A 22,271-nucleotide genomic window follows, 5' to 3' on the forward strand; every position below is an offset into this window, starting at 1 on the left:
TGCGGCGGGATGTGGCGGAATACGGCTGGCTGCTGCGTCAGGCCGCCGACCGGTAGCGGTATGCCTGCATCCGCAGACGGACGCGCCCGGCCGAAATCGCGCGCGGCTCGGCCACCACCGTGTCGTGGTGAAACATTTCCTGCCGGAAGTGGCCGGTCTCGTCGAACCACTGGCAGATCAGCCACTCGGCATCGTCGAACACGACCGGCCCGGCATAGGTGACGGTCATGCGTGGGCCGCCGGTTTTCAGCGTCACGACATCGCCAACGCGAAAGCCGCGGTGATTTTCTCGGATTGTCATCGCTCTCTCGATTTTTTATATATTCATTTTCCAGCGGCCTGCCGGCCGCTGCCTCGGATATGCCGCAGATTACCAATGCTAAAAATAACCGGCAACTCCCCAAACCAAAAAATTATCGGTCGGAAAATCGCAACAATACCGGGCATCGGTACATCTGACAGGCATCTGGCACCCATAACCGGCGCGGCTTGCGCGCCTTCGGTCCACCAGTCGAATGCGGAGAATAAACGATGTATTTCTCGACGTCATCGCGACTTTAAATCAGTCGCGATTTCGGTTGATTACAGTCAATCGATTTTCAGCTGGAAACGTTCCCAGGTTTTATCGGCGTTCATAGTGGAAATTGAACATGTGCATTATCGGGCGCCGAAAACCAGCGATCGAGATCGCGCCCCGACACCGCCGCGCGCGCGAACGTAAATGTGCCGTCGCGCGCCATTTCCGTCGCGGCGCGCAGGAATGCGCCGAGCGCAGCCCGCGCCAGTGCGCCGCCGACGCTGACACGCTTCACGCCGAGCGCCGCGAGCGCATCGACGCTCAGCAACTCGCCCTGCAACCCCATCACGACATTGACCGGTGCACCGACCGCGCGCGTGACCGCCGCGATGTCGTCGGCGTCGTTCAGGCCCGGCGCGTACAGCACGTCGGCGCCCGCGTCGCGGTATGCGACCAGCCGCGCGATCGTATCGGCGAGGTCGCGCCGGCCGTGCAGGTAGTTCTCGCAGCGCGCGGTCAGCGTGAACGGAAACGGCAGCGCGCGCGCCGCGTCGACCGCCGCCGCGATGCGCTCGACCGCCGCGTCGTGCGGGTAGATCGGCGCGTCGGGGCGGCCGGTCGCATCCTCGATCGAGCCGCCCACCGCGCCGGCACCGGCCGCGAGGCGGATCGTCTCGGCGACCGTCTCAGGCGCGTCGCCGAAGCCGTTCTCGAGATCGGCGCTGACCGGCAGGCCGCCCGCGGCGACGATCTCGGCGATATGGCCGAGCATTTCGTCACGACCGATCGCGTTGTCGGGCCGCCCTCTCGAATAGGCAAAACCGGCGCTCGTGGTGGCGAGCGCGTCGAAGCCGGCCATCGCGAGCAGGCGCGCGGAACCGGCATCCCACGGGTTCGGGATGATGAAGGCGCCAGCGCGCGCATGCAGCGCGCGGAAGGCTTCGGCGTGGTGGAACTGCACGTTGGCGTCGGACATCGCTGTCTCCTTGGAACGGGAGATGCCAGCATAGGCGCGCGCGGGACAGCGACGGTTCGGGCCGCAGTGAAATGTCGATGTGGATGTCAGAAGCTCACGTGTGCGGTGCACCGCCGGTCACGCCACGCTCGTTTCTTCGTCAGGAGAATGCGCGACTGCGCGGCCGGACAGTCAGGCAGTTCGGCTATTCGCCGAAGGGGAGAAAACCGCGCGTCTTGTAGAACAAGAACGGCCGCCCCTGAATGCCAAACGTGTCGAGCCGCACGCCGTGACAACCACACGCCCAGCTACACGACATACGCGCCCTTCGCATGCAGTTCCGCTTCGGTGCGCTCGAGCGCCGCGACCGCATCGCTGCCTTCGAGCGCGAGCAACTGCGCGACCAGCGCTTCGGTCATCGCGTGCGCGGCGACCAGCGACGGAAAGAACGACGGGCTGTCGTGCGTGAAGATCAGCTGCGCGTCGGCATGCAGCGCGATCGGCGACACCGCGCTGTCGGTGATCGCGACGACCTTGCTGCCCTGCGCCTTCGCCGCCTGCGCCACGCGCGTCGCTTCCGCCGAATACGGCGCGAAACTGACGATCACGGTCACGCTCTGCTTCGCGATCGTGCGCAACTCCATCTCGAGCGAGCCGGCGACGCCGTTGAGCAGCGACACGGTCGGCCGGAACAGCCGGTAGCCGTACACGAAACCGAACGCGACCGGATAGCACGACCGGAATCCGGCGACGTGCACGTGCGATGCCTTGCGGATCAGCTTCGCCGCGTCGGCGAGCGCGTGCTCGTTCTGCGCGGCGGTGGCGGCGAGATTGTGTTGCTGGGCGGCCAGCAGATCATGCGCGAGCGACGCCTTCGCGTCGGGCCGCACGAGCGAACGCGCACGCTGCGTGAGCGGCTCGGGACGCGTGCGCACGCGCGCGACGCACAGGTCGCGCAGCTCGTTCCAGCCGGGGAAACCGAATTGCTGCGCGAGCCGCACGAGCGACGCGGGTTGAACCTGCGCGCGCTGCGCGACCTTGCGCATCGACGAGGTGGCGACCTCGTCGGGATGATCGAGCAGAAATGCAGCGCCCGCCTGGAATTGCGGGCTCAGTTCGGAAAATTGCGCCCGGATACGGGACGCGAGTTCATCGAAATTGGCAGCCATCTGGGTGAGAACGGGAACCGGATGCCCATGGTATCACCGGCCCCGCGCGCACCGGTCAGCGCAGCACTTCGACGTGGTCGGCATCGACCTTCACACGGCCCGACCATTTGCGCTCGAACTCGCCGGTCACCTTCACTTCGTTCTTGTCGCTGACGGGCTGGCCGGCCGCCCACAGCTTGTGATCGATCTCGACGCGGATCGTGCCGGTCGCGTCGGCGAATTCGTAGTCCTCGCCGCCGACGTGCTTGACGATGCGCCCCTGCAGCTGCACGTGCTGATCGTCCTTGCCGTTCGCGAGGAGTTCCTTCACGGTGGTCGTCGTCAGCGCGGACGGCCCGGTGTATTGCGCATAAACGGCAGCCGGCAGCACCGCGAGCGCGACCGCCAGGATACTGGTCAGATGTTTCATGATTGCGATCCTCTTGCTTGATGGAACGCCGCGCCCCGTTGAACGCGACGGGCCAAGATTACGGACCGTAAGATTAAGCGAGCCTGAAGGCCGTGCCGACGCGACACGGCGCCGCATAGGACGCGTACGAAAGCGCAACCGCCACCGCCGTTTAAGCTCGGCCTAAGACACCTGCGCTTATGATGGACACCCCGGGCGCCCGTGCCCGCCAACAGACACGAATCCATGCGCGTACTGCTCGTCGAGGACGATCCGCTGATCGGCAGCGGTCTCGAACAGGGCCTCAAACAGGAAGGCTTCGCGGTCGACTGGGTCAAGGACGGCGACGCCGCGTCGCTCGCGCTGCGCTCGACCGCGTATGGCCTCCTGCTGCTCGACCTCGGGCTGCCGAACCGCGACGGCCTGTCGGTGCTCGCGTCGCTGCGCCGTCGCGACGAAACCCTGCCCGCGATCATCATCACCGCGCGCGACGGCGTGCCGGACCGCATCGCCGGCCTCGACAGCGGCGCCGACGACTACCTCGTCAAGCCGTTCGTGCTCGAAGAACTGCTCGCCCGCATCCGCGCGGTCAACCGCCGCCATGCGGGGCGCGCGCAAACGACGCTCGCGATCGGCCCGCTGCGGCTCGATCCGGTCAAGCACCTGGTCTGGCTCAACGACGACGAAGTCACGCTGTCGCCGAAGGAATTCGTACTGCTGCACGAGCTGATGCGCGACCCCGGCGCGGTGATCTCGCGCGAACAGTTCGAGGAACGGCTGTACAGCTGGGGCGAGGAAATCGAGAGCAATGCGGTGCAGGTGCACATCCACAACCTGCGCAAGAAACTCGGCCACGACATGATCCGCACGGTGCGCGGCGTCGGCTACCGGATCGGTGACGGCGCATGACGCGCGTGCGACTCGCGATCGAGCGCTGGCGCAGTGCGTCGCTGCGGCGGCGCCTGTTGATGTGGCTGCTGCCCGCCGCCTGCGTGATCGGACTGGTCGCGAGCGCGGGCACCTACTGGGGCGCGCTGCGCGAGCTCGACGATCTCCTCGACGACCAGATGCGCAGCATGTCGAAGCAGATCGTCGTCGGCCCGAATGGCGAGCTGTCGTTTCGCGACCATGGCGACGGCAAGCACGACTTCGAGGCCAGCGATCCCGACGCCGTGCTGCTGCAGGTCTGGCGCAACGGCACACTGGTCTACTCGACCGATCGCGAATCCGCGCTGCCGCCGCCCGCGCAGACGGGCGTCGGCAGCGTCGACGTCGGCGGCCAGCCGTGGCGCACCTATGTGACCCAACGTGGCGGCACGACAATCCGGCTCGCGCAGGCGCGTCATGCGCGCTGGGAAGCGATCGCGGGCATCGCGGTGCATTTGCTGTGGCCGGTGTTCTCGATGCTGCCGGTGCTCGCAATCGGCCTGTGGTTCGGCATCGGCGCGGGGCTGCGGCCGCTGCGCACGATCGCATCGGGCCTGAAGCGCAGGAATGCGAACAATCTGGAACCGGTCGACGTCGCGTCGATGCCGAACGAGGTGCGGCCGCTCGCCGAAGCGATCAACGACCTGCTCGCGCGGCTCGACCGCTCGTTCACGCTGCAGCGCCACTTCATCGCCGATGCCGCGCACGAGCTGCGCACGCCGATCATGGGGCTGTCGATCCAGTCGCAATTGCTGCGGCGCGCGGCGAGCGCCGACGAACGCGAGCAGATCCTCGCGCAGATTCACGCGGGCACGACACGCCTCGGCCACCTCGCCGAGCAGTTGCTGACGCTCGCGCGCCTCGAACCCGATGCGCAGGCGAGCGCGTCGGCGTCCACGCCCGTCGACCTCGCCGCGCTGTGCCGCTCGGTGGTTGCCGACCGAACGCGCGTCGCCGATGCGCACCGGATCGACCTCGGCGCGATCGTGTCGTCGCCGGTGATGGCCGCCGGCAATGTGGACACATTGCGCGTACTGCTGAACAACCTCGTCGACAACGCGATCCGCTACGCGGGCGACGGCGCACGCGTCGACGTATCCGCGCGCGTCGACGGCGCCACCCCCGTGCTCGAAGTCGCCGACGACGGCCCGGGCATCCCGGAAGCCGAGCGCACGGAAGTGTGGGAGCGCTTCTATCGCGGCGAAGGCGCGCAGGCCGTCACGGCGTCGGGCAGCGGCCTCGGGCTGTCGATCGTCAAGCGGATCGCCGAACAGCATCGCGCGACGGTCGCGCTCGGCACGACGCCAGGCGGGCGCGGGCTGACCGTGACGGTGCGCTTTCCCGTGCCGGCCTGACCCACGGCGATCCGCAGCTTGTCCACAGATTGTGTTGGCAAGCTTGTGGACAACCTGCCGCTAACGGCAGCAAGCCATTGATCCGAAAGAACTTGACGCTCGTGCGCAGCGAATGCGCCAGCCCGGGCGAATCTGCGGCCATATTTGACAACCCGTTGTCCATTACGTAAAGTAGTTGTCAATTCATCGCGCATCCCGACCATGACGAAACCCGCCAAGTTGACCGCCGTCGCGCTGTCCGTCTTCCGCCTGAACGGCCTGCTGATCGAATGGGGCAATACCTTTGCCGCGCCGCACGGCCTGACCAGCGCACGCTGGCAAGTGCTGGGCGCCATCTCGATGGCGCCGGACGCCCCGAACATCCCGCAGATCGCCGACGCGATGGGCATCACGCGGCAGGCCGTCCTGAAGCAGGTCAACGTACTGACCGAAGAAGGACTCGTGCAACCGCTGCCGAACCCGACGCACAAGCGCTCGCCGTTGTATGCGCTGACGCCGCGCGGTGCCGCGGCCTATCAGGCGGTGGTCGAGCACTGGCAACAGCATGTCCGCGGCCTCGCCGGCCAGTTCAGTTCGACCGATCTCGATGCGGCGATTCGCGTTCTGTCGACGATGTCCGCCGCTCACGCGCCCGATGGGCATGCGTGATCGCACCGTTGGCCCATTACCTACAGGAAGGCGTGCCCATGTCACATTTCAAACCGATGGATCCGAACTTTCCGATCCAGCAACAGCTCGGCATCGACGCCGAACCCATCGTCCTCCTCAACGTCTTCACGCTGGATCCGGCCGATGAAGCCGACTTCCTGGCCGTGTGGAAGGACGACGCCGCGTTCATGAAACGACAGCCGGGATTCATTTCGACGCAGTTGCATCGCGCGCTCGGCGACAGCCCGACTTACTTCAACCAGGCGGTCTGGGAGTCGACCGCCGCGTTCCGCGCGGCCTTCACGCATCCCGAGTTCGTCGCGAAGCTGTCGGCCTATCCGTCATCCGCCGTCGCGAGCCCGCATTTGTTTCAGAAGGTCGCCGTGGCGGGCATTTGCACAGCGTGAGCCGGCGCGCCGACTACGGTTGGCACGCTGTGCTGTGCGGCCCGATCGCGATCGCGAAGTTCTCCACAGAAAATGTTGGCAAGCTTGTGGATATCCTGCGCACCACAACGCTAAGCCCTTGATCCGACGGACTTTGGCACGCGTGATGCAGACGCGGCGCGCAACCGGCCGTCAGATGCGCCGGTTCGCCGCACATCGCATCACGATGCCACGTTGGCGACTCGGCGATGCACGACGCACGATGCGTGTCGTTCGCGACTTACCCACAGATTTTGTTGGCAAGCATGTGGATAGCCTGCGCATAGCGCGATCAAGCGCTTGATCCGAAACGCTTTGTCCGCGTCGCTTCGAATGCGGCACACGGCGGGCGAAAGGCGACCGTCGACCGGCAAAACCCCGCTCGCGTGTCGTCACGTGATGCGAAGCGCCGCCTGTCGCGCACGCCACGCCACTTACCCACAGATTTTGTTGGCAAGCGTGTGGATAGCCTGCGCATACCATGCTCAAGCGCTTGATCCGAAAGGCTTTGTCCGCGCCGCTTCGAACCGTGCAGGCGGGCCTCGCGCAACGCCTGTCGCATGCGATCACGGCGGTCGCCGCGCGATGAACGCGACCGATGGCGCGCTTGTCCACAATTTTTGTTGGCAAGCATGTGGATATCCTGAGCATGCGTGACCTAAGTCGTTGATCGCGCAACGTTTCGACATGCCGACCACGACTGCGGCACGGCGCGCGCCTCCGCCGCTTCATTCATCCATCCATCGATCACGCACGCCGCGCCGGCGCCAGCTCAAGCGAGCGTCGCGACCGCGATCCGTGCGGCCGCCGCGATCACGTCGTCCTTCGGCTTCGCATCGGCACGCGTCTGCGTGTAGTACACGGCGAGCACGATCGGCGCGCGCGACGGCAGCCAGATCACGCCCGCATCGTTCGTCGTCCCGTAGTCGCCGGTGCCGGTCTTGTCGCCCACCTGCGACCCGGCCGGCACGCCCGCGCGAATCCGCTTGTCGCCGACCTTGTTGCCGCGCAGCCATGCAACGAACTGCGCACGCTGCGCGGGTGGCAGCGCGTCGCCCAACGTGAGCACGCGCATGCTCGCGGCCATCGCGGCCGGCGTCGTCGTGTCGCGCGGGTCGCCCGGCAACGCCGTGTTCAGTTCGGTCTCCCAGCGATCGAGCCGGAACGCGTCGTCGCCGATCGAGCGCGCATACGCGGTCACCGCCGACGGTCCGCCGATCAGCTTCATCGCGAGATTCGCGGCCGAGTTGTCGCTGTACTGGATCGCCGCCTCGCACAACTCGGCGACGGTCATCCCCGTGCCGACATGCTGGCCCGACACCGGCGAGTAGTTCACGAGATCGGCCGGCCCGTAGGTCACGCGCTGCTGCAGCAATCCCGGACGATCGACGCTGTGCGCGAGCACCGCCGCGCCCAGCATCGCCTTGAACGTGCTGCAGAACGGGAAGCGCTCGTCCGCGCGATGCTGCGCGCGCCGGCCGCTCGCGGCGTCGATCGCGCACACGCCGAGACGGCCGCCGGCCGCGTGCTCGAGCGCGGCGAACGACGTCGCGGACGAAACGTCCTGCCCCGCGGCCGGCGACGACGCGCACGCGGTGACGGTCAGGACGAGCGGCGCCGTCGCGGCGGCCAGCAACAGGGTTCGACGTTGCGATGAGTAGGTCATGTGAGGTCTCTCGTGGTGGAATGGGATGCGAAACGGCCGGCCGGCGAGACAGCACTATCGTGACTTTACGGTTGCCTGACAAGCAACGATAATTGAGCGCTGCCACAAGAAATTCTTATGACTAAGCTCCGCCCTCACCTTCCGCTGAATGCATTGCGCGCGTTCGAATCGTCGGCGCGCCACCTGAATTTCACGCGCGCCGGCCTCGAGCTGAGCGTGACGCAGGCGGCCGTGAGCCAGCAGGTGCGCTCGCTGGAGGAACGGCTCGGCTGCGCGCTGTTCACGCGGCTGCCGCGCGGGCTCGGCCTCACCGACGAAGGACGCGCGCTGCTGCCGGTGCTCAGCGACGCCTTCAGCCGGATCGAAACCGTGCTCAAGCAGTTCGACGGCGGGCGCTTCCACGAGGTGCTCACGCTCGGCGCCGTCGGCACCTTTGCCATAGGCTGGCTAATGCCACGGTTGAAGCGCTTCGGCGACACGCACCCGTTCGTCGAGCTGCGGCTGCGGACCAACAACAACGTCGTCGACCTCGCGGCCGAGGGCCTCGATTTCGCGATCCGCTTCGGTGAAGGCAACTGGCCGGCGACGCGCAACGAGCGGCTGCTCGACGCGCCGCTCACCGCGCTGTGCGCGCCGGAGATCGCGCGCCGCCTCGCGGCGCCGGCCGATCTCGCGAACGAAACGCTGCTGCGCTCGTACCGCACCGACGAATGGCTCGGCTGGTTCGACGCCGCGCAGCTCGAACCCTGGTCGGTCAACGGGCCGGTGTTCGATTCGTCGCGGCTGATGGTGGAGGCGGCGATGCAAGGCGCGGGCATCGCGCTCGCGCCGGCCTGTATGTTCGCGCGCGAACTGCAGTTGGGCCTGCTCGCGCGGCCGCTCGACATCGACGTGCGCGCGGGCGGCTACTGGCTCACGTCGCTGAAGTCGAAGCCGCTCACGCCGGCGATGACGCTGTTTCGCGACTGGATCGTCGCGGAAGCGGCCGACGCGGCGCCGGTCGAATGACGGGGCCGGCTTGTCCACAGATTTTGTTGGCAAGGATGTGGATATCCTGGGTACCCGGGGCCTAACTCGTTGATCGCGCACGAATTACGGCGCCAATGCACACATCGGGCAGCCCGTGCGCACGGGGTTCGGCGCACCGGCCACCGCACGCGGGATCCTCAACCATCAGGAAGCAATCAGGTGAGACTTATCCACAGATTTTGTTGGCAAGCCTGTGGATATTCCCCCGATGTGACACGTAACATCCTGATACAAAAGGGGATTCAGTAGATCGAGCCCGGCAGGTCAACGACGCGGCATCGTTTGCGGTCTCGCCGCGTGTGCTGCGCGTCCGGATCGGGGCAGGCGGGGTTCTCCACAGATTGTGTTGGCAAGCTTGTGGATATCCTGCGCACCAGATGGCTAACTCATTGAGCGCACGGGGTTTTGTGCGCGCCGCGCAGGATTGGGCAGCACCGGCGCGGGCCGGGCGGCCGGCGCCGGTGCTGCCGGTTTGTCAGTGCCGGTCGAGCCCGCTGCGCAATTCGCTCGCCTTGTCGCGCAGCGCCTCGTAGCCCGAGCGCGCATGTTCGGGCAGGTCGGGATCGCCGATCAGCGCGCCGAGCGTTTCGATCAGGCTGAACAGGATGCCCTTCGCCGCCCCCGCCGCGATGCTCTGCGACTCGATCGACTTGTGCAGGTGGTCGACCGCCGCTTCCAGATTCTCGAGCTTCTGCTCGCCGTCGTCGGGCCGATTGTCGGTCGTCATCGTCATTGCCTCCGCCATCGTTCAAGGGTCATGTCATGATTCTATGCCGCTGCGCGCGAACGTGGCGCGACATCGCGCAACCTTCGCGCACGCCTGCACTACAGCAGCGCGACCACCTTCACGCGACCCGGCTGTGCCGCCGCCGCGACCACCTGGCCGTCGACACGACGGAACGTCAGCGAGACGGTTTCGTCGCCGACGCGCAGGTCGTCGATGCGCAGCCAGTCGACGCCTTCAGGCAGCGTCGGGCGCTCGACCCGCACCTCGTGGCGCGCCGCGTCGACGCTCACGCCCAGACACGCCTGCAGCATCATGAACGGCGCACCGGCCGCCCACGCCTGCGGCAGGCACGCGACCGGATAGGCCGTCGGCGGTTCGCCGCGCCGGCGCGGGAACCCGCAGAACAGCTCCGGCAGCCGCATCTCGAAGCTGACGGCCGCCTCGAACAACGCGCGCAAAAGGTTCACCGCGGCCGTCTTGTCGCCGTAGCGCGCGAGCCCGCGCGCGATCAGCGCATTGTCGTGCGGCCACACCGACCCGTTGTGATAAGCCATCGGGTTGAAGCGCGGCTGGCCGGCCGCGAGCGTGCGGATGCCCCAGCCCGTCTGGAACAGCGTCGAGCCGAGCACGCTCGCGACCGCCGCGCCGCGCTGCGCGTCGGGCAGCCCGAACGCGAGCAGCTGGCCCGCGTTCGACGCGAGCACGCGGCACAGATCGCCGTGACCGTCGAGCGCGATCCCGTAGAACTGGGCGTCCGGCATCCAAAACAGCGCGTCGACCTGGTCGCGCAGCGCCTTCGCGCGCAGCGCATAGCGCGTCGCATCGGCCGCGTGCCCGCGCCGGCGCGAGCACATCGACATCGCGTCGAGCGCCGCGCACGCATACGCCTGCACTTCGACGAGCGCGATCGGGCCGTCCGGGAAGCGGCCATCCGCGTGGAACACCGAGTCGTGACTGTCCTTCCAGCCCTGGTTCGCGAGGCCGCGCTCCGACGTGCGCTGGTAGTCGAGCAGCCCGTACGGATTGCGGTCGCACTTGTCGATCACCCATTGCGCGGCACGCTCGAGCGCGGGCCACAGCTCGTCGATCAGCGCATCGTCGCCGGTATGCTCGACGTACGCGCCCGCGAGCACGATGAACAGCGGGGTCGTGTCGACGCCGCCGTAATACAGCGCAAACGGCACCTCGCCCGTCGCGGCCATCTCGCTACGGCGGAACTCGTGCATGATCTTGCCGGGCTCGGCATCGCGGAACGCGGAAGTCTCGCGCGCCTGATGCGCCGCGAGAAAGCGCAGCACGCCGCGCGCGAGCGACGGTTGCAGCCACAGCATCTGCAGCGACGTGATCACCGCGTCGCGGCCGAACGGGGTCGAGAACCACGGAATGCCCGCATACGGATACGGCCCGGTGTCGAGCTGCGTCGTGAGCAGCCCGAGATCCGCGAGCGACCGGTCGAGCCACGCGTCGAACAGCGGATTGCCGGTGTGCACGCGCGCCATCGACTCGCGTCGCGAACGCATCTCGCGGTGCACGCCGACGAGCGCGGTGCGCAGCGCGACACGCCCGCATCCCGGGTCCGCGGCGTGGTGCGCCGAATCGAGCGTCGCATCGACGGTCAGGTAGATCGACACGCATGCCTGCGCGGCGATCGTCAGCGTGTAGTCGGCACGATCGACCGACAGCGCGTCTGGCGCCGGCGAGAAATGCACGGTCACGTTGCGCTCGACTTTGTCGAGGCCGTCGTAGCGCAGCCGCACCGCGCCGGCGTCGACGCGCGGCGCGCCCACCGTGCCACGCTTCGGGCGCAGCGTGCCGCGCACTTCGAACATGTCCTTGAAATCCGCCGCGAACGACAGCGACAGCGGCACTTCGGCCTCGCTCGCGCCGTAGTTCGTCAGCGTCAGCGCTTCGTACAGCACGTCGCCCGCGAGCACGCGCGTGCGTTCGATGTGGATCACGCCCTCGGGCGTCTCCTTGCCGCCGAGCGGCGGCAGCGGGCGGTTCGTCAGGTGCGCGGTAAACGACGCGTTGTCCGCGCTCGTCGCGCCCGACAGCAGCGACGGCGCGCGGCCGCCGAAGGTCAGGCGCCAGGTCGACAGCACGCGCATGTCGTCGACGTACAGGCCGTCGTCGCGCCCGCTGATGTCGCCGAGCGCGTCGCCGACCACGAACGCGTCGCCGGATTTCAGCACGTACTGGTTGTTGCGCGCGAGCGCCTGCGGATCGGCTTCGGGCGCGATGAATGCGGGGCCGGACGCTTGGGTCGGAGGAAGCGGCGCGACTTGCGGCGCCTGCGTCGTGGTGGCTTCGGCGTGATTCGGCATCGATGCTCCTGTGTCGAGGCGCAACGCGCGGCGCGCGTCGCGTGTTTCGCACAGGATAGGCCAGAACGGGGAAAGCGCGCAGCGACGAAAAAGACGCGGCGCCATGCGACGTTACCGTCGCCGCATGGCGTCGCGCACAGGCATGTCACACGCCGGTCAGAACTTCCACAGGATGTTGCCGAGCACCGCGTTGTCGCGCACGCCGCTGCCGTACTGGCCGCTGAACGTGAGGCCGAGCGTCAGGCGCTTCGTGATGTTCGCGTCGATGCCGGCCTCGAGTACCGCGCTGTCGCGAGCAATCGGCACGCCCGATACCTGGAACGACGTGCCGCCGTTCGCGAACGTGAACGCCGACGACGGCCGCACGTTGCCGAACGCATGCCGCCAGCCGACCGTGCCGCGCGCGGTGAACGTGCCGCTCGCGATCGAACCGAGCTGCGACGCGGCGCGCAGGCCGAGCGTCGAGAACCCGATGTGGGTCGTCTGGCCGCCTGCCTGCAGCGCCGCAGCACCACCGCTTTCGGTATAGCCGTCGGTATGCAGGTTCACGTAGGCCAGACCCGCGAACGGTTCGAGCGCGACCGGCCCGAGCGGCAGCGCGTAGCCGACTTCGCCGAACACCTGCGCCGAATGCGCGTTGTAGCCGGCCGAATTGTGGTCCGAGAAGCCCGCGAAGCCCGGATAGCGGTCGGTGTTGATCCGGTACCACGTGTACGACGCGCCGCCGCGCACGCCGAGCGCGCCGTACTGCGCACCGCCGTACAGCGACAGGTAGTAGCTGTTGACCGCCGCCGACGAACTCTGGTCGTTGTCGAGCGAGCTGTGCGTGACGCCCGCGGCCAGACCGGCACGCCACTTGTCGTTGAGCGCCATGTCGGCACCGGCGATGAAGCCGGTCATGCTGCGGTTGATCGTCGACGCGTTGCCGTCGCCCGCGAGCCGGCTGCGGCCACCGAACGCCTGTCCCCACACCACCGGCTGGTAAGGCGTGCCGCCGTAGCAGCCCTCGCGCGAGCCGATCCGGCGCTCGGGCGCGAGCGTCGGGTCGGTCACGCCGGCCGTGTTGTCGCCGCACAGCGCGGCCCCGCCCGACGACAGCGCCGCGAGCGGCCCCGATCCGGGCGCGAGGCCCTGGCGCACGCGATCGGTCACGGCATCGCGCACATAGCGGCTGTCGAGCAGCAGCATGCTCTTCAGGCTCGCCTGCAGTTCGCCGTCGAGCACCGAGTACGCCTGGCGCGCGGTGGCCGCATCGGTCGTCAGCACCTTGTCGTACAGCGTGTTGCCCGCGCCGAGCGCACCGATCGCGGTGGCGACCGAGCGCTGGTTCGGCGTCGTCGCGACGTCGGGCAGCGCCGTGCCGTTCGTCACGAGCCGCAGGTACACGTGGTTCGGATCGTAGCTGAGCGTCGGCATCAGGAACGCGTAGTTCGAGTTCACCTGGCTGAACGCGCCCTGCACGCCCGACGATGCGCTGAGGATCGTGTACGTCGTGCTCGGCTGGAAGCTGGCCTGGTTCGCGAGCACCTGCACGGTGCCGCCGTTCAGCGTCGCCGTGCCGCCCGCGGCAATGCTGCCGCTTTGCTGCGGCGTGACCGCGACCTGCAGCGTCGAGCCCGGCTGGAACGTGACGTTGCCGGCGACGTTCAGCGCCGCGCCCGGTTGCGACGCGGCCGCGATCCCGCCGCTCTGGACCACGACGCCGCCGACCGTGCCGGTGCCCGTCAGCGTCGCGCCGTTCTGCACGGTCACGGCCGACTGGGCGAGCGAACCGGCGACGTCGAGCGTGCCCGCGGCGACGGTCGTCGGGCCGCTCAGCGTATTGGTGCCCGTCAGCGTCAGGGCGCCGCTGCCGGCCTGGGTCAGCGAACCGGTGCCGGACAGCACGTTCGCGAGCGTCACGCTGCCGGACTGGTTGACGATCAGTGCGCCGTTGTCGACGACATTGCCGACCACGCTGCCCGACGTGCCGCCGTTGCCGAGCTGCAGCGTGCCGCCCGACGCGATCGTCGTGCCGCCCGTGTACGTGTTGCTGCCGGTCAGCGTCTGAACGCCGGTGCCGGCGACCGTCACGCCGCCGGTGCCGCCGATGACGCCGTCGAACGTGCCGTTGGTGCTGCCGTTCAACGCCAGCGCGTTCGCGCCGAGGTTCACGGTGCTGCCGGCCGCGCCGGACAACGTGCCGATCGTCTGCGTGCCCGCTGCGCCGCTCACGTCGAACGTCGCGCCGGTGCCGGCGAGGTTCACCGCACCCGTCGACGCGAGGCTGCCGCCGGAACCGAGCGCGAGCGTGCTGCCGCCGTTGATCGTCGTGCCGCCCGTGTACGTGTTCGCGCCCGTGAGCGTCTGCGTGCCGGTGCCCGCGACCGTTACGGCGCCGGTGCCGCCGATGACCCCGCCGAACGTGCTGGCGCCGCTGCCGTTCAGCGTCAACGCGTTCGCGCCGAGGTTCACGTTCGTGCCCGCCACGCCCGACAGTGCGCCGATCGTCTCGGTGCCCGCTGCGCCGCTCACGTCGAACGTCGCGCCCGACCCGGCGAGATTCACCGTCCCCGTCGACGCGAGGCTCCCGCCCGAGCCGAGCGCAAGCGTGCTGCCGCCGTTGATCGTCGTGCCGCCCGTGTACGTGTTCGCGCCCGTCAGCGTCTGCGTGCCGGTGCCCGCGAGCGTCAGGCCGCCGGTGCCGCCGATCGCGCCGCCGAACGTGCCGTTGCCGCTGCCGTTCAGCGTCAGCGCGTTCGCGCCGAGGTTCACGTTCGAGCCGGTCGTGCCGGTCAGCGTGCCGAGCGTCTGCGTGCCCGACGCGCCGCTCAGATCGAACGTCGCGCCCGTGCCCGCGAGGTTCACCGTGCTGCCCGAGGCGAGGCTGCCGCCCGAACCGAGCGCGAGCGTGCTGCCGCCGTTGATCGTCGTGCCGCCGGTGTACGTGTTCGCGCCCGTGAGCGTCTGTGTGCCGGTGCCCGCGACCGTCACGGCGCCGGTGCCGCCGATCGTCCCGCCGAACGTACTGGCAACGCTGCCGTTCAGCGTCAACGCATTCGCGCCGAGATTCACGCTCGTGCCCGCCACGCCCGACAGCGCGCCGATCGTCTCGGGGCCCACTGCGCCGCTCACGTCGAATGTCGCGCCCGTGCCGGCCAGGCTCACCGTGCCGGTCGATGCGAGGCTGCCGCCCGAAACGAGCGCAAGCGTGCTGCCGCCGTTGATCGTCGTGCCGCCGGTGTACGTGTTCGCGCCCGTCAGCGTCTGCGTGCCGGCACCGGCCAGCGTCAGACTGCCCGTGCCACCGATCGCGCCGCCGAACGTGTTGTTGCCGCTGCCGCTCAGCGTCAGCGCATTCGCGCCGAGGTTCACGGTCGAGCCGGTCGCGCCGGTCAGCGCGCCGATCGTCTGCGCGCCCGACGCACCGCCCAGGTCGAACGTCGCGCCCGCGCCGGCCAGATTCACCGTGCCCGTCGACGCGAGACTGCCGCCCGCGCCGAGCGCGAGCGTGCTGCCGCCGTTGATCGTCGTGCCGCCGGTGTAGGTGTTCGCGCCGGACAGCGTTTGGGTGCCGGTGCCCGCGAGCGTCAGGCCGCCGGTGCCGCCGATGACGCCGCCGAAGGTGCCGCTCGCGGTGCCGCCCAGCGTCAGCGCATTCGCGCCCAGGCTCACATTGGTGCCGGCCACGCCCGACAGCGCACCGAGCGTCTGCCCGCCCGATGCGCCGCTCAGGTCGAGGGTCGCGCCTGCACCCGCGAGATTCATCGTGCCGGTCGCAGCGAGGCTGCCGCCCGCGCCGACCGCGAGCGTGCCGGCGTTGATCGTGGTGCCGCCGGTATAGGTATTCGTCCCCGTCAGCGTGGTCGTCGCCGCGCCGTCCTTCACGAGCGCGCCTGCGCCGGAAATCGCGCCGCTCAAGCCGAGTGTGTTGCTGCCGCCGAGCGTCAGCGTCGCGCCCGTGCCGAGATCGATCGCGTTGGTGACCGACAGGTTCGTGTTCGTATCGAGCGTCGCCGCGCCGCCGACATTCAATGCGCCGGAGCCCAGCGCCGCGTTGTTGCCGAGCACGAGGCCGCCGCTGATCAGGTTCGTGCCGCCCGAATAGGTGCTCGCGCCGTTCAGCGTCTGCGTGCCGGTGCCGTTCAGCGTGAGGCTGCCGGTGCCGCCGATCGTGCCGCCGAACGTGCCGCTTGCCGTCCCGCCCAGCGTCAGCGCGTTTGCGCCCAGATCGATGCTCGTCCCCGCGACGCCGGACAGCGCGCCGAGCGACTGCGCACCCGACGCACCGCTCAGGTCGAGCGTCGCGCCCGCGCTCGCGAGATTCATCGTGCCGGTCGTTGCGAAGCTGCCGCCCGCGCCGACCGCCAGCGTGCCGGCGTTGATCGTCGTGCCGCCCGTGTAGGTGTTCGTCCCCGTCAGCGTGGTCGTCGCCGCGCCGTCCTTCACGAGCGCGCCGGCACCGGAAATCCCACCGCTCAGCCCGAGTGCGTTGCTGCCGCCGAGCGTCAGCGTCGCGCTCGTGCCGATATCGATCGCGTTGGCGACCGACAGGCTCGCGTTCGTATCGAGCGTCGCCGCGCCGCCGACATTCAGCGCGCCACTGCCGAGCGCCGCGTTGTTGCCGAGCACGAGGCTGCCGCTGTTCAGGTTCGTGCCGCCTGTATAGGTATTCACGCCGTTCAGCGTCTGCGTGCCGGTGCCGTTCAGCGTCAGGCTGCCCGTGCCGCCGATCGTGCCGCCGAACGTGCCGCTCGCGCTCCCGCCCAGCGTCAGCGCGTTTGCGCCCAGGTTCACGCTCGTGCCGGCCGCGCCCGACAGCGCGCCGATCGACTGTGCGCCGCCCGCGGCGATGTCGAATGCGGCGCCCGCATTGGCCAGGTTCACCGTCCCCGTGGACGACAGGCTGCCGCCCGCGCCGATCGCCAGTGTGCCGGCGTTGATCGTCGTGCCGCCCGTGTAGGTATTCGTGCCCGTCAGCGTCGTGGTCGCTGCGCCGTCCTTCACGAGCGCGCCGGCACCGGTGATCGCGCCGCTCAAGCCGAGTGCGTTGCTGCCGCCGAGCGTCAGCGTCGCGCTGGTGCCGATATCGATCGCGTTGGAGACCGACAGGCTCGTGGTCGTATCGAGCGTCGCCGCGCCGCCGACGCTCAGCGCGCCGGAGCCCAGCGCCGCGTCGTTGCCGAGCACGAGGCCGCCGGCGTTCAGCGTCGTGCCGCCCGTGTAACTGTTCGCGCCCGTCAGCGTCAGCGCCGCCGCACCGTTCTTCACCAGCCCGCCCGCGCCGGCGATCGTGCCGCTCAGCCCGAGATCGGTGCTGCCGCCGACCGTAAGCGTCGTGCCGGTGGCGAGGTTGACGCCATTCGCCAGCGACACGTTGGTGCTCGCATCGAGCGTCGACGAGCCGTTGACGTTGATCGCGCCGAAGCCCAGCGCCGTGTTGCTGCCGACGACGACGTTGCCGCCGTTCAGGTTCGTGTCGCCCGTGTAGACGTTCGCGCCGGTCAGCGCCTGCGTGCCGGTGCCCGACAGCGTCAAGCCGCCCGTGCCGGCGATCGTGCCGGCGTAGGTCGTATTCGCGCTGCCGTCGAGCGTCAGCGAATTGCCGCCGAGGTTCACGTTCGTGCCGGCCGCCCCGGCGAGCGAACCGATCGTCTGCGCGCCCGTCGCGCCTGCCAGGTCGAACGTCGCCCCCGCGCCGGTGAGGTTGACCGTGCCCGTGGACGCGAGGCTGCCGCCCGCGCCGAGCGCCAGCGTGCCGCTGTTGATCGTCGTGTCGCCGGTGTACGTGTTCGTACCGGTCAGCGTTGCGATGGCCGTGCCGTTCTTCACGAGGCCGCCGGCGCCGCTGATCGTGCCGGCCAGGCCGAGATCGTTGCTGCCGCCCAGCGCCAGCGTCGCGCCCGTCGCGAGATTGACCGCGTTGCCGAGCGTCACGTTCGTGCTCGTATCGAGCGACGCCGACGCGTTGACGTTCAGCGCACCGGTGCCGAGCGCGTCGTTGTTGCCGACCACGAGGCCGCCGGCGTTCAGGTTCGTGCCGCCCGTGTAGCTGTTCGCGCCCGACAGCGTCAGGATGCCGCCGTCGTTCTTCGTCAGCGCGCCGGCGCCCGACACCGTGCCCGACAGCGAGAGGCCTGTGGCGCCCTGCACCGTCAGCCCGCCCGCGCCGAGATTCACGTTGTTGCTGACGTCGAGCCCGGCGGCGCCGGCCTGCAGCGCACCGCCGGTGGCCGTGATCGTGCCCGTGCCGAGCGACGCGTTGTCGCCGATGATCGCGACGCCGCCCGCCAGCGTCGCGTCCTGCGCGGTCGACGCGCCGTTGATCGTCCAGTTGCCGCTCGTGACGTCGAGATGATTGAAGTTGATGTAGTTGTTGACCGCGATGGTGCCATTGGCCGACACGCCTTGCTGCAGCACCAGCGTGTTGTTGCCGCCGGCGCCGCCGTCGACGGTGCCGGTCGCCGCGACGCCGAGCGTGACCGGGCCGACCGTGATGTTGAACGCGCCGCCCGTGCCGCCCGCCGTGTTGACCGACGAGCCCGTCACGGCATTGAACGTGTTGGTGCTGTTCGCGCCCATCGACACGCTGCCGTTGATCGTGCCCGAGTTGGTAAAGGTATTGCCGAGCCCGGGCGTGCCGTTCGATCCGAGCGACACGCGGCCGGTGATCGTCCCGCTGTTCGTCATGTTGACCGTGCCGCCGCCGTATGCGGCGACCACGGGCGCATCCGCGCCGATGAGCGTCGCGCCGGCCAGCGCGGTCGTGCCCATCGTGCCGGTGTTGGTGATCGTCGACGTGCCGCCCGTGCCGTTCTGCACCGACAGCGCCATGCCCGTCACGCCGCTGACCGCGACACCGGTCGAGCCGTTCATCGTGCCGTTGTTGGTCACGGTCGTGGTGCTCGCCGCCGCATTGCCGACCACCGCGCCGCTCGACAGCACGCCGAGGCCCGAGCCGAGCACGGACGGATCGATCGTGCCGTTGTTGGTCAGCGTGTTGTTGCTGCCGGTCAGCGACATCGCGGTGCCGCCCACGCCGAGCAGCACGCCGACGCTCGCGCCGGGGTTCACCGTGACGTTCAGGTTGTTCGCGCTGTTCGAATAGCTGGGCGCCAGCGGATTCGCGACACCCGAACAGGTCACCGTCGTGCCTGCCGTCGAGCAGGTCGCATAGGCGGAAACGATGCCCGCACCCGACAAGGCGAGGAAAACGCCGGTCGGTAACAGGAATCTCGGAAACGACTCGCCGCTCTTTTTCGAATGCGCAATATTCATGCTTCCCCTCGGCATCAGCTGGACCGCTGAATCGGACCGGCCACGGCGGAATATCCGGGACGAAAGCGTCCCCGCCGGCAGTCGCGGAACGACGTCGGTTTATTCGTGGATGAACTGCTGGTTAATCGATTCTCGTTTGCGAATGCAAAACTAGCCGAATGACATGACCCGTGCCCCCTGTTTTTATGCAGCGACTTTCTGGTTGATTTGATTACCGCCCCGCTTTTGTCAGACAAGGCTATATCAAACAAAAAGGGTTTTCCAGTCGATGTTTTACTATTTGATCAAGATCAATCGAATATGTACTTTTTACTGGCGCTGGGGAGCCGAGAATAGAACTACTGAAGCGTTCCGGTAATTCCGCGCAAGGCGCGTCAAGGCGTTCCGGGCCGCGCACTCAGTGGAAACACCGATACGCGCATCCGGGATTTGGAATGGAATTTGCGCCAGGGATATATCCGCGCTCACCCCGACGGGCCGGAAAAATCGCAGAGCGCGTTGATTCGCCGAACCAAAAGCGAATTTTCAACATCCTGCAAATCGCTTTCGAATCCGGCGTCGGTTGAATTCCGCGACTCGATCGCCATTAATCATCCGGCGACGGCGGTACCGATTCCATCAATGGGATGGCGCACCGGATTCGGCATGAATCGGCGGTGTGATTAGCGTGAAAATCGGAAACGAAAAAGGCGACCGTGCTGAAAATCGAAACGCGGCACACGCGCGGCAGACACCGCGCGGGGCCGTGTTACGAAAACAGGCTCATCAGATAAAGCATCGGCCGGAACGATACGGGCCGTGCATCGGGATTGAGCCACAGACGCAGCACATAGACCGCATACGCCGGCACTTCCCGCCAGCTCGAATAGATATCGCGCAACTGGAAGTGATGCGGATACGCGGCGGAGATGTTCGCGCCGGAGATGCCGACTCGCTCGAACGCGAGGCGCGCCCGCGCGAGGTGGTAGTACTGACTGATGATCAGCACGCGCGACATCCGGTGCGCCTGCAGGTACGCCCGCGTGTGCTGGGCGGTCGCGAGCGTGTTGTCGCCTTGATCGTCGACGGCGATCCGGTCGGCCGGCACGCCGCGCGCGACCAGATAGTCACGCATCGCGGTCGCCTCGTTCAGCCCGGGGCCGTCGATCGCGCCGCTGACGAGGAACGCCGGGCATTGCCCTTCGCGATAGCAGCGCACGCCGACGTCGAGCCGCGCGGCCAGCACGGGTTTCGGCGCGCCGCGGTCATCCAGCGCATTGCCGAAGATCACCGCGACATCGGCCGGCTCGCTCGGCATCCGCATCCCCGCGCCGACGAGCACGACCGCCGCGACGATCCATAGGCATGCGAACGCGGCCAGCACACGGCCGATCCGGGCCATGCAGCCCCACTTGAATCGCTGCTTCAATGGTGTCGAACTCCTGGAGAAGTACGCCGCCGGCTTGTCCGGCACGCGGCCCGGCATACTGCCACGCCGCGCTCGCGCATGTCCAGATCACGCGGCCGGCATGACGTGTCGAACGTGTCCGGAGAAACCGGACGACGTGCGGCATGCTGGCGCTTCGGGGTTCGAAAGACTTTCAGGAAACGTCAACGAGTGTGCGCGGCCGGCGTCAATCCACCGGACACATCGCAAGCCGCCCCATCGCCTCGCCGGCGCCACGCACCGCGCAGGTGGCCGGATCGTCGGCGATCCGGGCGACCAGGCCCGTCTCGTCGCGCAGCAGGCGCTCGAGATCCGCGAGCAGCGCGCCGCCGCCCGTCAGCACCACGCCGCGATGCGCGATGTCGGTCACGAGTTCGGCCGGCGCGTTTTCCAGCACCGATTTCACCGCGCCGATCACCTGCTTGAGCGGCGCGGCCAGCGCGTCCGCCACGTCGTGGTTGGACAGCTCGATCGAGCGCGGCAGGCCGTCCTCGATGCCGCGCCCGATCGCGCGGGTCGACGTGCGCGGCACGGCGCGGGTGGCCGAGCCGATCGCGTTCTTCACGCGCTCGGCCGTCTGCTCGCCGAGCAGCACGCCGTACACGTTGCGCACGTAGTTGATGATCGCCGCGTCGAACTGGTTGCCGCCGACGCGGATCGACTCGCGGTAGACGATGCCGCCGAGCGCGATCACCGCGACTTCGGTCGTCCCGGCGCCGATGTCGATGACCATCGAGCCGACCGGCTCGGTCACCGGCAGCCCCGCGCCGAGCCCGGCCGCGAGCGCTTCCTCGATCAGTTCGACCTCCGACACACCGGCCGCGAACGCGGCCTCGCGGATCGCGCGGCGCTCGACCGCCGTCGCATCCGACGGCACGCACAGCGTGACCTCGACACGGCGGCTGAAGCGCGAACGCGTGCGCGACATGTCGATGAAGCGGCGGATCATCTGCACGGCGGCGTGCGCATCGGCGATCACGCCGTGCCGCATCGGCCGCACGGCCTCCAGGTGCCCTGGCTCGCGGCCGAGCAGCGCCTTCGCGAGCTCGCCGACCGCTTCGAGGGTCGGCCGCGCGTCGGACGCCCCGCCCTTGCGGAAGCAGACGACCGACGGCTGGTTCAGCACCACACCGCGCTCATGCGTATAAATCCGCGTACTCGCCGTTCCAGGGTCGATCGCAACGGGTTGCGCAAACAACTTTCCGAACAGCGGTGTCGACATATCAAGCCTTTATTGAACAAACCAGCCGCATCCGTGCGGCGCGCCATTACCGCCCCATCCCGGACTTAGCGGCAAATCGTTCCGATACTTTAGACACTTCCGATGATTATTTCGCGACGAAATTGCCGAAAACGCGTTCCGGCAGGCCGGCGCCGACGCATCGGCCGCTCGCGTTGCGCTTGTGAAACACGGTAATCTCTCGGTCTTGCCTGCTCCCGGCAGGCGTTTCACGCCCG

Annotated in this window: 15 protein-coding genes; 5 read left to right on the top strand and 10 right to left on the bottom strand. The window is 68.3% G+C overall.

Going from position 1 to position 22,271, the window contains the following annotated elements; translation table 11 throughout:
• Positions 1–37 precede the first annotated feature (37 nt).
• The 4 genes from ABIC50_RS16500 to ABIC50_RS16515 all read right to left on the bottom strand — a co-directional run bounded on the left by ABIC50_RS16500 (position 38) and on the right by ABIC50_RS16515 (position 3,050).
• Positions 38–301, bottom strand: coding sequence for a YodC family protein (locus ABIC50_RS16500; RefSeq protein WP_011659337.1), 264 nt, complete (start codon positions 299–301; stop codon positions 38–40).
• A 331-nt stretch (positions 302–632) separates the two neighbouring features.
• Complete coding sequence (locus tag ABIC50_RS16505; RefSeq protein WP_354165501.1) at positions 633–1,493, bottom strand: isocitrate lyase/PEP mutase family protein; 861 nt, start codon at positions 1,491–1,493, stop codon at positions 633–635.
• Positions 1,494–1,780: 287 nt separating this feature from the next.
• Entirely contained in the window at positions 1,781–2,641 is an 861-nt protein-coding gene (locus ABIC50_RS16510) for a MurR/RpiR family transcriptional regulator (protein WP_006758170.1), read from the bottom strand.
• A 55-nt stretch (positions 2,642–2,696) separates the two neighbouring features.
• Entirely contained in the window at positions 2,697–3,050 is a 354-nt protein-coding gene (locus tag ABIC50_RS16515; protein WP_105830333.1) for a YgiW/YdeI family stress tolerance OB fold protein, read from the bottom strand.
• A 225-nt stretch (positions 3,051–3,275) separates the two neighbouring features.
• Between ABIC50_RS16515 and ABIC50_RS16520 the strand changes: the two genes are divergently transcribed.
• From ABIC50_RS16520 to ABIC50_RS16535, 4 genes are all read left to right on the top strand, one after another.
• On the top strand, positions 3,276–3,938 hold the full coding sequence (locus ABIC50_RS16520) for a response regulator (RefSeq protein ID WP_006753954.1): 663 nt from the start codon (positions 3,276–3,278) through the stop codon (positions 3,936–3,938).
• Positions 3,935–5,311, top strand: a complete 1,377-nt coding sequence (locus ABIC50_RS16525; protein ID WP_354165504.1) for an ATP-binding protein — start codon at positions 3,935–3,937, stop codon at positions 5,309–5,311. Before ABIC50_RS16520 ends, ABIC50_RS16525 begins: the two co-directional genes overlap by 4 nt.
• A 201-nt stretch (positions 5,312–5,512) precedes the next feature.
• Positions 5,513–5,959 (top strand): MarR family winged helix-turn-helix transcriptional regulator, encoded by a 447-nt coding sequence (locus tag ABIC50_RS16530; protein ID WP_126225852.1) that lies wholly within the window; start codon positions 5,513–5,515, stop codon positions 5,957–5,959.
• A gap of 38 nt (positions 5,960–5,997) precedes the next feature.
• Positions 5,998–6,366 (top strand): antibiotic biosynthesis monooxygenase family protein, encoded by a 369-nt coding sequence (locus tag ABIC50_RS16535; protein ID WP_354165904.1) that lies wholly within the window; start codon positions 5,998–6,000, stop codon positions 6,364–6,366.
• A gap of 790 nt (positions 6,367–7,156) precedes the next feature.
• Here the strand turns inward: ABIC50_RS16535 and blaPEN-bcc are convergent.
• Entirely contained in the window at positions 7,157–8,050 is an 894-nt protein-coding gene (blaPEN-bcc, locus tag ABIC50_RS16540) for a PEN family class A beta-lactamase, Bcc-type (protein ID WP_354165506.1), read from the bottom strand.
• 117 nt (positions 8,051–8,167) lie between these two features.
• On the opposite strand from blaPEN-bcc, the gene penR reads away from it, so the two are divergent.
• On the top strand, positions 8,168–9,058 hold the full coding sequence (penR, locus tag ABIC50_RS16545) for a beta-lactamase transcriptional regulator PenR (protein ID WP_175699449.1): 891 nt from the start codon (positions 8,168–8,170) through the stop codon (positions 9,056–9,058).
• A gap of 496 nt (positions 9,059–9,554) precedes the next feature.
• Here penR and ABIC50_RS16550 read toward each other — a convergent pair whose 3' ends face one another.
• From ABIC50_RS16550 to ABIC50_RS16570, 5 genes are all read right to left on the bottom strand, one after another.
• A complete protein-coding gene (locus ABIC50_RS16550; RefSeq protein WP_011659343.1) occupies positions 9,555–9,806 on the bottom strand; it encodes a hypothetical protein in 252 nt (83 codons plus the stop codon).
• Positions 9,807–9,904: 98 nt separating this feature from the next.
• Positions 9,905–12,130 carry an amylo-alpha-1,6-glucosidase gene (locus ABIC50_RS16555; protein ID WP_105830326.1) on the bottom strand — a complete coding sequence of 742 codons (2,226 nt, stop codon included), beginning with the start codon at positions 12,128–12,130 and terminating at the stop codon, positions 9,905–9,907.
• Positions 12,131–12,286: 156 nt separating this feature from the next.
• Positions 12,287–19,387 carry an autotransporter-associated beta strand repeat-containing protein gene (locus tag ABIC50_RS16560; RefSeq protein WP_354165508.1) on the bottom strand — a complete coding sequence of 2,367 codons (7,101 nt, stop codon included), beginning with the start codon at positions 19,385–19,387 and terminating at the stop codon, positions 12,287–12,289.
• 748 nt (positions 19,388–20,135) lie between these two features.
• Positions 20,136–20,795: a YdcF family protein gene (locus ABIC50_RS16565; protein ID WP_165753540.1), complete on the bottom strand. Its 660-nt coding sequence runs from the start codon at positions 20,793–20,795 to the stop codon at positions 20,136–20,138.
• Positions 20,796–21,000: 205 nt separating this feature from the next.
• Positions 21,001–22,035, bottom strand: coding sequence for a rod shape-determining protein (locus ABIC50_RS16570; RefSeq protein ID WP_354165511.1), 1,035 nt, complete (start codon positions 22,033–22,035; stop codon positions 21,001–21,003).
• Positions 22,036–22,271: the final 236 nt, after the last annotated feature.

This window comes from Burkholderia sp. 567 (genome assembly GCF_040545115.1).
GTDB lineage: Bacteria > Pseudomonadota > Gammaproteobacteria > Burkholderiales > Burkholderiaceae > Burkholderia > Burkholderia ambifaria.

Coding starts and splice junctions, on each gene's coding strand:
- ABIC50_RS16500 (WP_011659337.1), bottom strand. CDS start 301: ATGACAATCCGAGAAAATCACCGCGGCTTTCGCGTTGGCGATGTCGTG.
- ABIC50_RS16505 (WP_354165501.1), bottom strand. CDS start 1,493: ATGTCCGACGCCAACGTGCAGTTCCACCACGCCGAAGCCTTCCGCGCG.
- ABIC50_RS16510 (WP_006758170.1), bottom strand. CDS start 2,641: ATGGCTGCCAATTTCGATGAACTCGCGTCCCGTATCCGGGCGCAATTT.
- ABIC50_RS16515 (WP_105830333.1), bottom strand. CDS start 3,050: ATGAAACATCTGACCAGTATCCTGGCGGTCGCGCTCGCGGTGCTGCCG.
- ABIC50_RS16520 (WP_006753954.1), top strand. CDS start 3,276: ATGCGCGTACTGCTCGTCGAGGACGATCCGCTGATCGGCAGCGGTCTC.
- ABIC50_RS16525 (WP_354165504.1), top strand. CDS start 3,935: ATGACGCGCGTGCGACTCGCGATCGAGCGCTGGCGCAGTGCGTCGCTG.
- ABIC50_RS16530 (WP_126225852.1), top strand. CDS start 5,513: ATGACGAAACCCGCCAAGTTGACCGCCGTCGCGCTGTCCGTCTTCCGC.
- ABIC50_RS16535 (WP_354165904.1), top strand. CDS start 5,998: ATGTCACATTTCAAACCGATGGATCCGAACTTTCCGATCCAGCAACAG.
- blaPEN-bcc (WP_354165506.1), bottom strand. CDS start 8,050: ATGACCTACTCATCGCAACGTCGAACCCTGTTGCTGGCCGCCGCGACG.
- penR (WP_175699449.1), top strand. CDS start 8,168: ATGACTAAGCTCCGCCCTCACCTTCCGCTGAATGCATTGCGCGCGTTC.
- ABIC50_RS16550 (WP_011659343.1), bottom strand. CDS start 9,806: ATGACGACCGACAATCGGCCCGACGACGGCGAGCAGAAGCTCGAGAAT.
- ABIC50_RS16555 (WP_105830326.1), bottom strand. CDS start 12,130: ATGCCGAATCACGCCGAAGCCACCACGACGCAGGCGCCGCAAGTCGCG.
- ABIC50_RS16560 (WP_354165508.1), bottom strand. CDS start 19,387: ATGAATATTGCGCATTCGAAAAAGAGCGGCGAGTCGTTTCCGAGATTC.
- ABIC50_RS16570 (WP_354165511.1), bottom strand. CDS start 22,035: ATGTCGACACCGCTGTTCGGAAAGTTGTTTGCGCAACCCGTTGCGATC.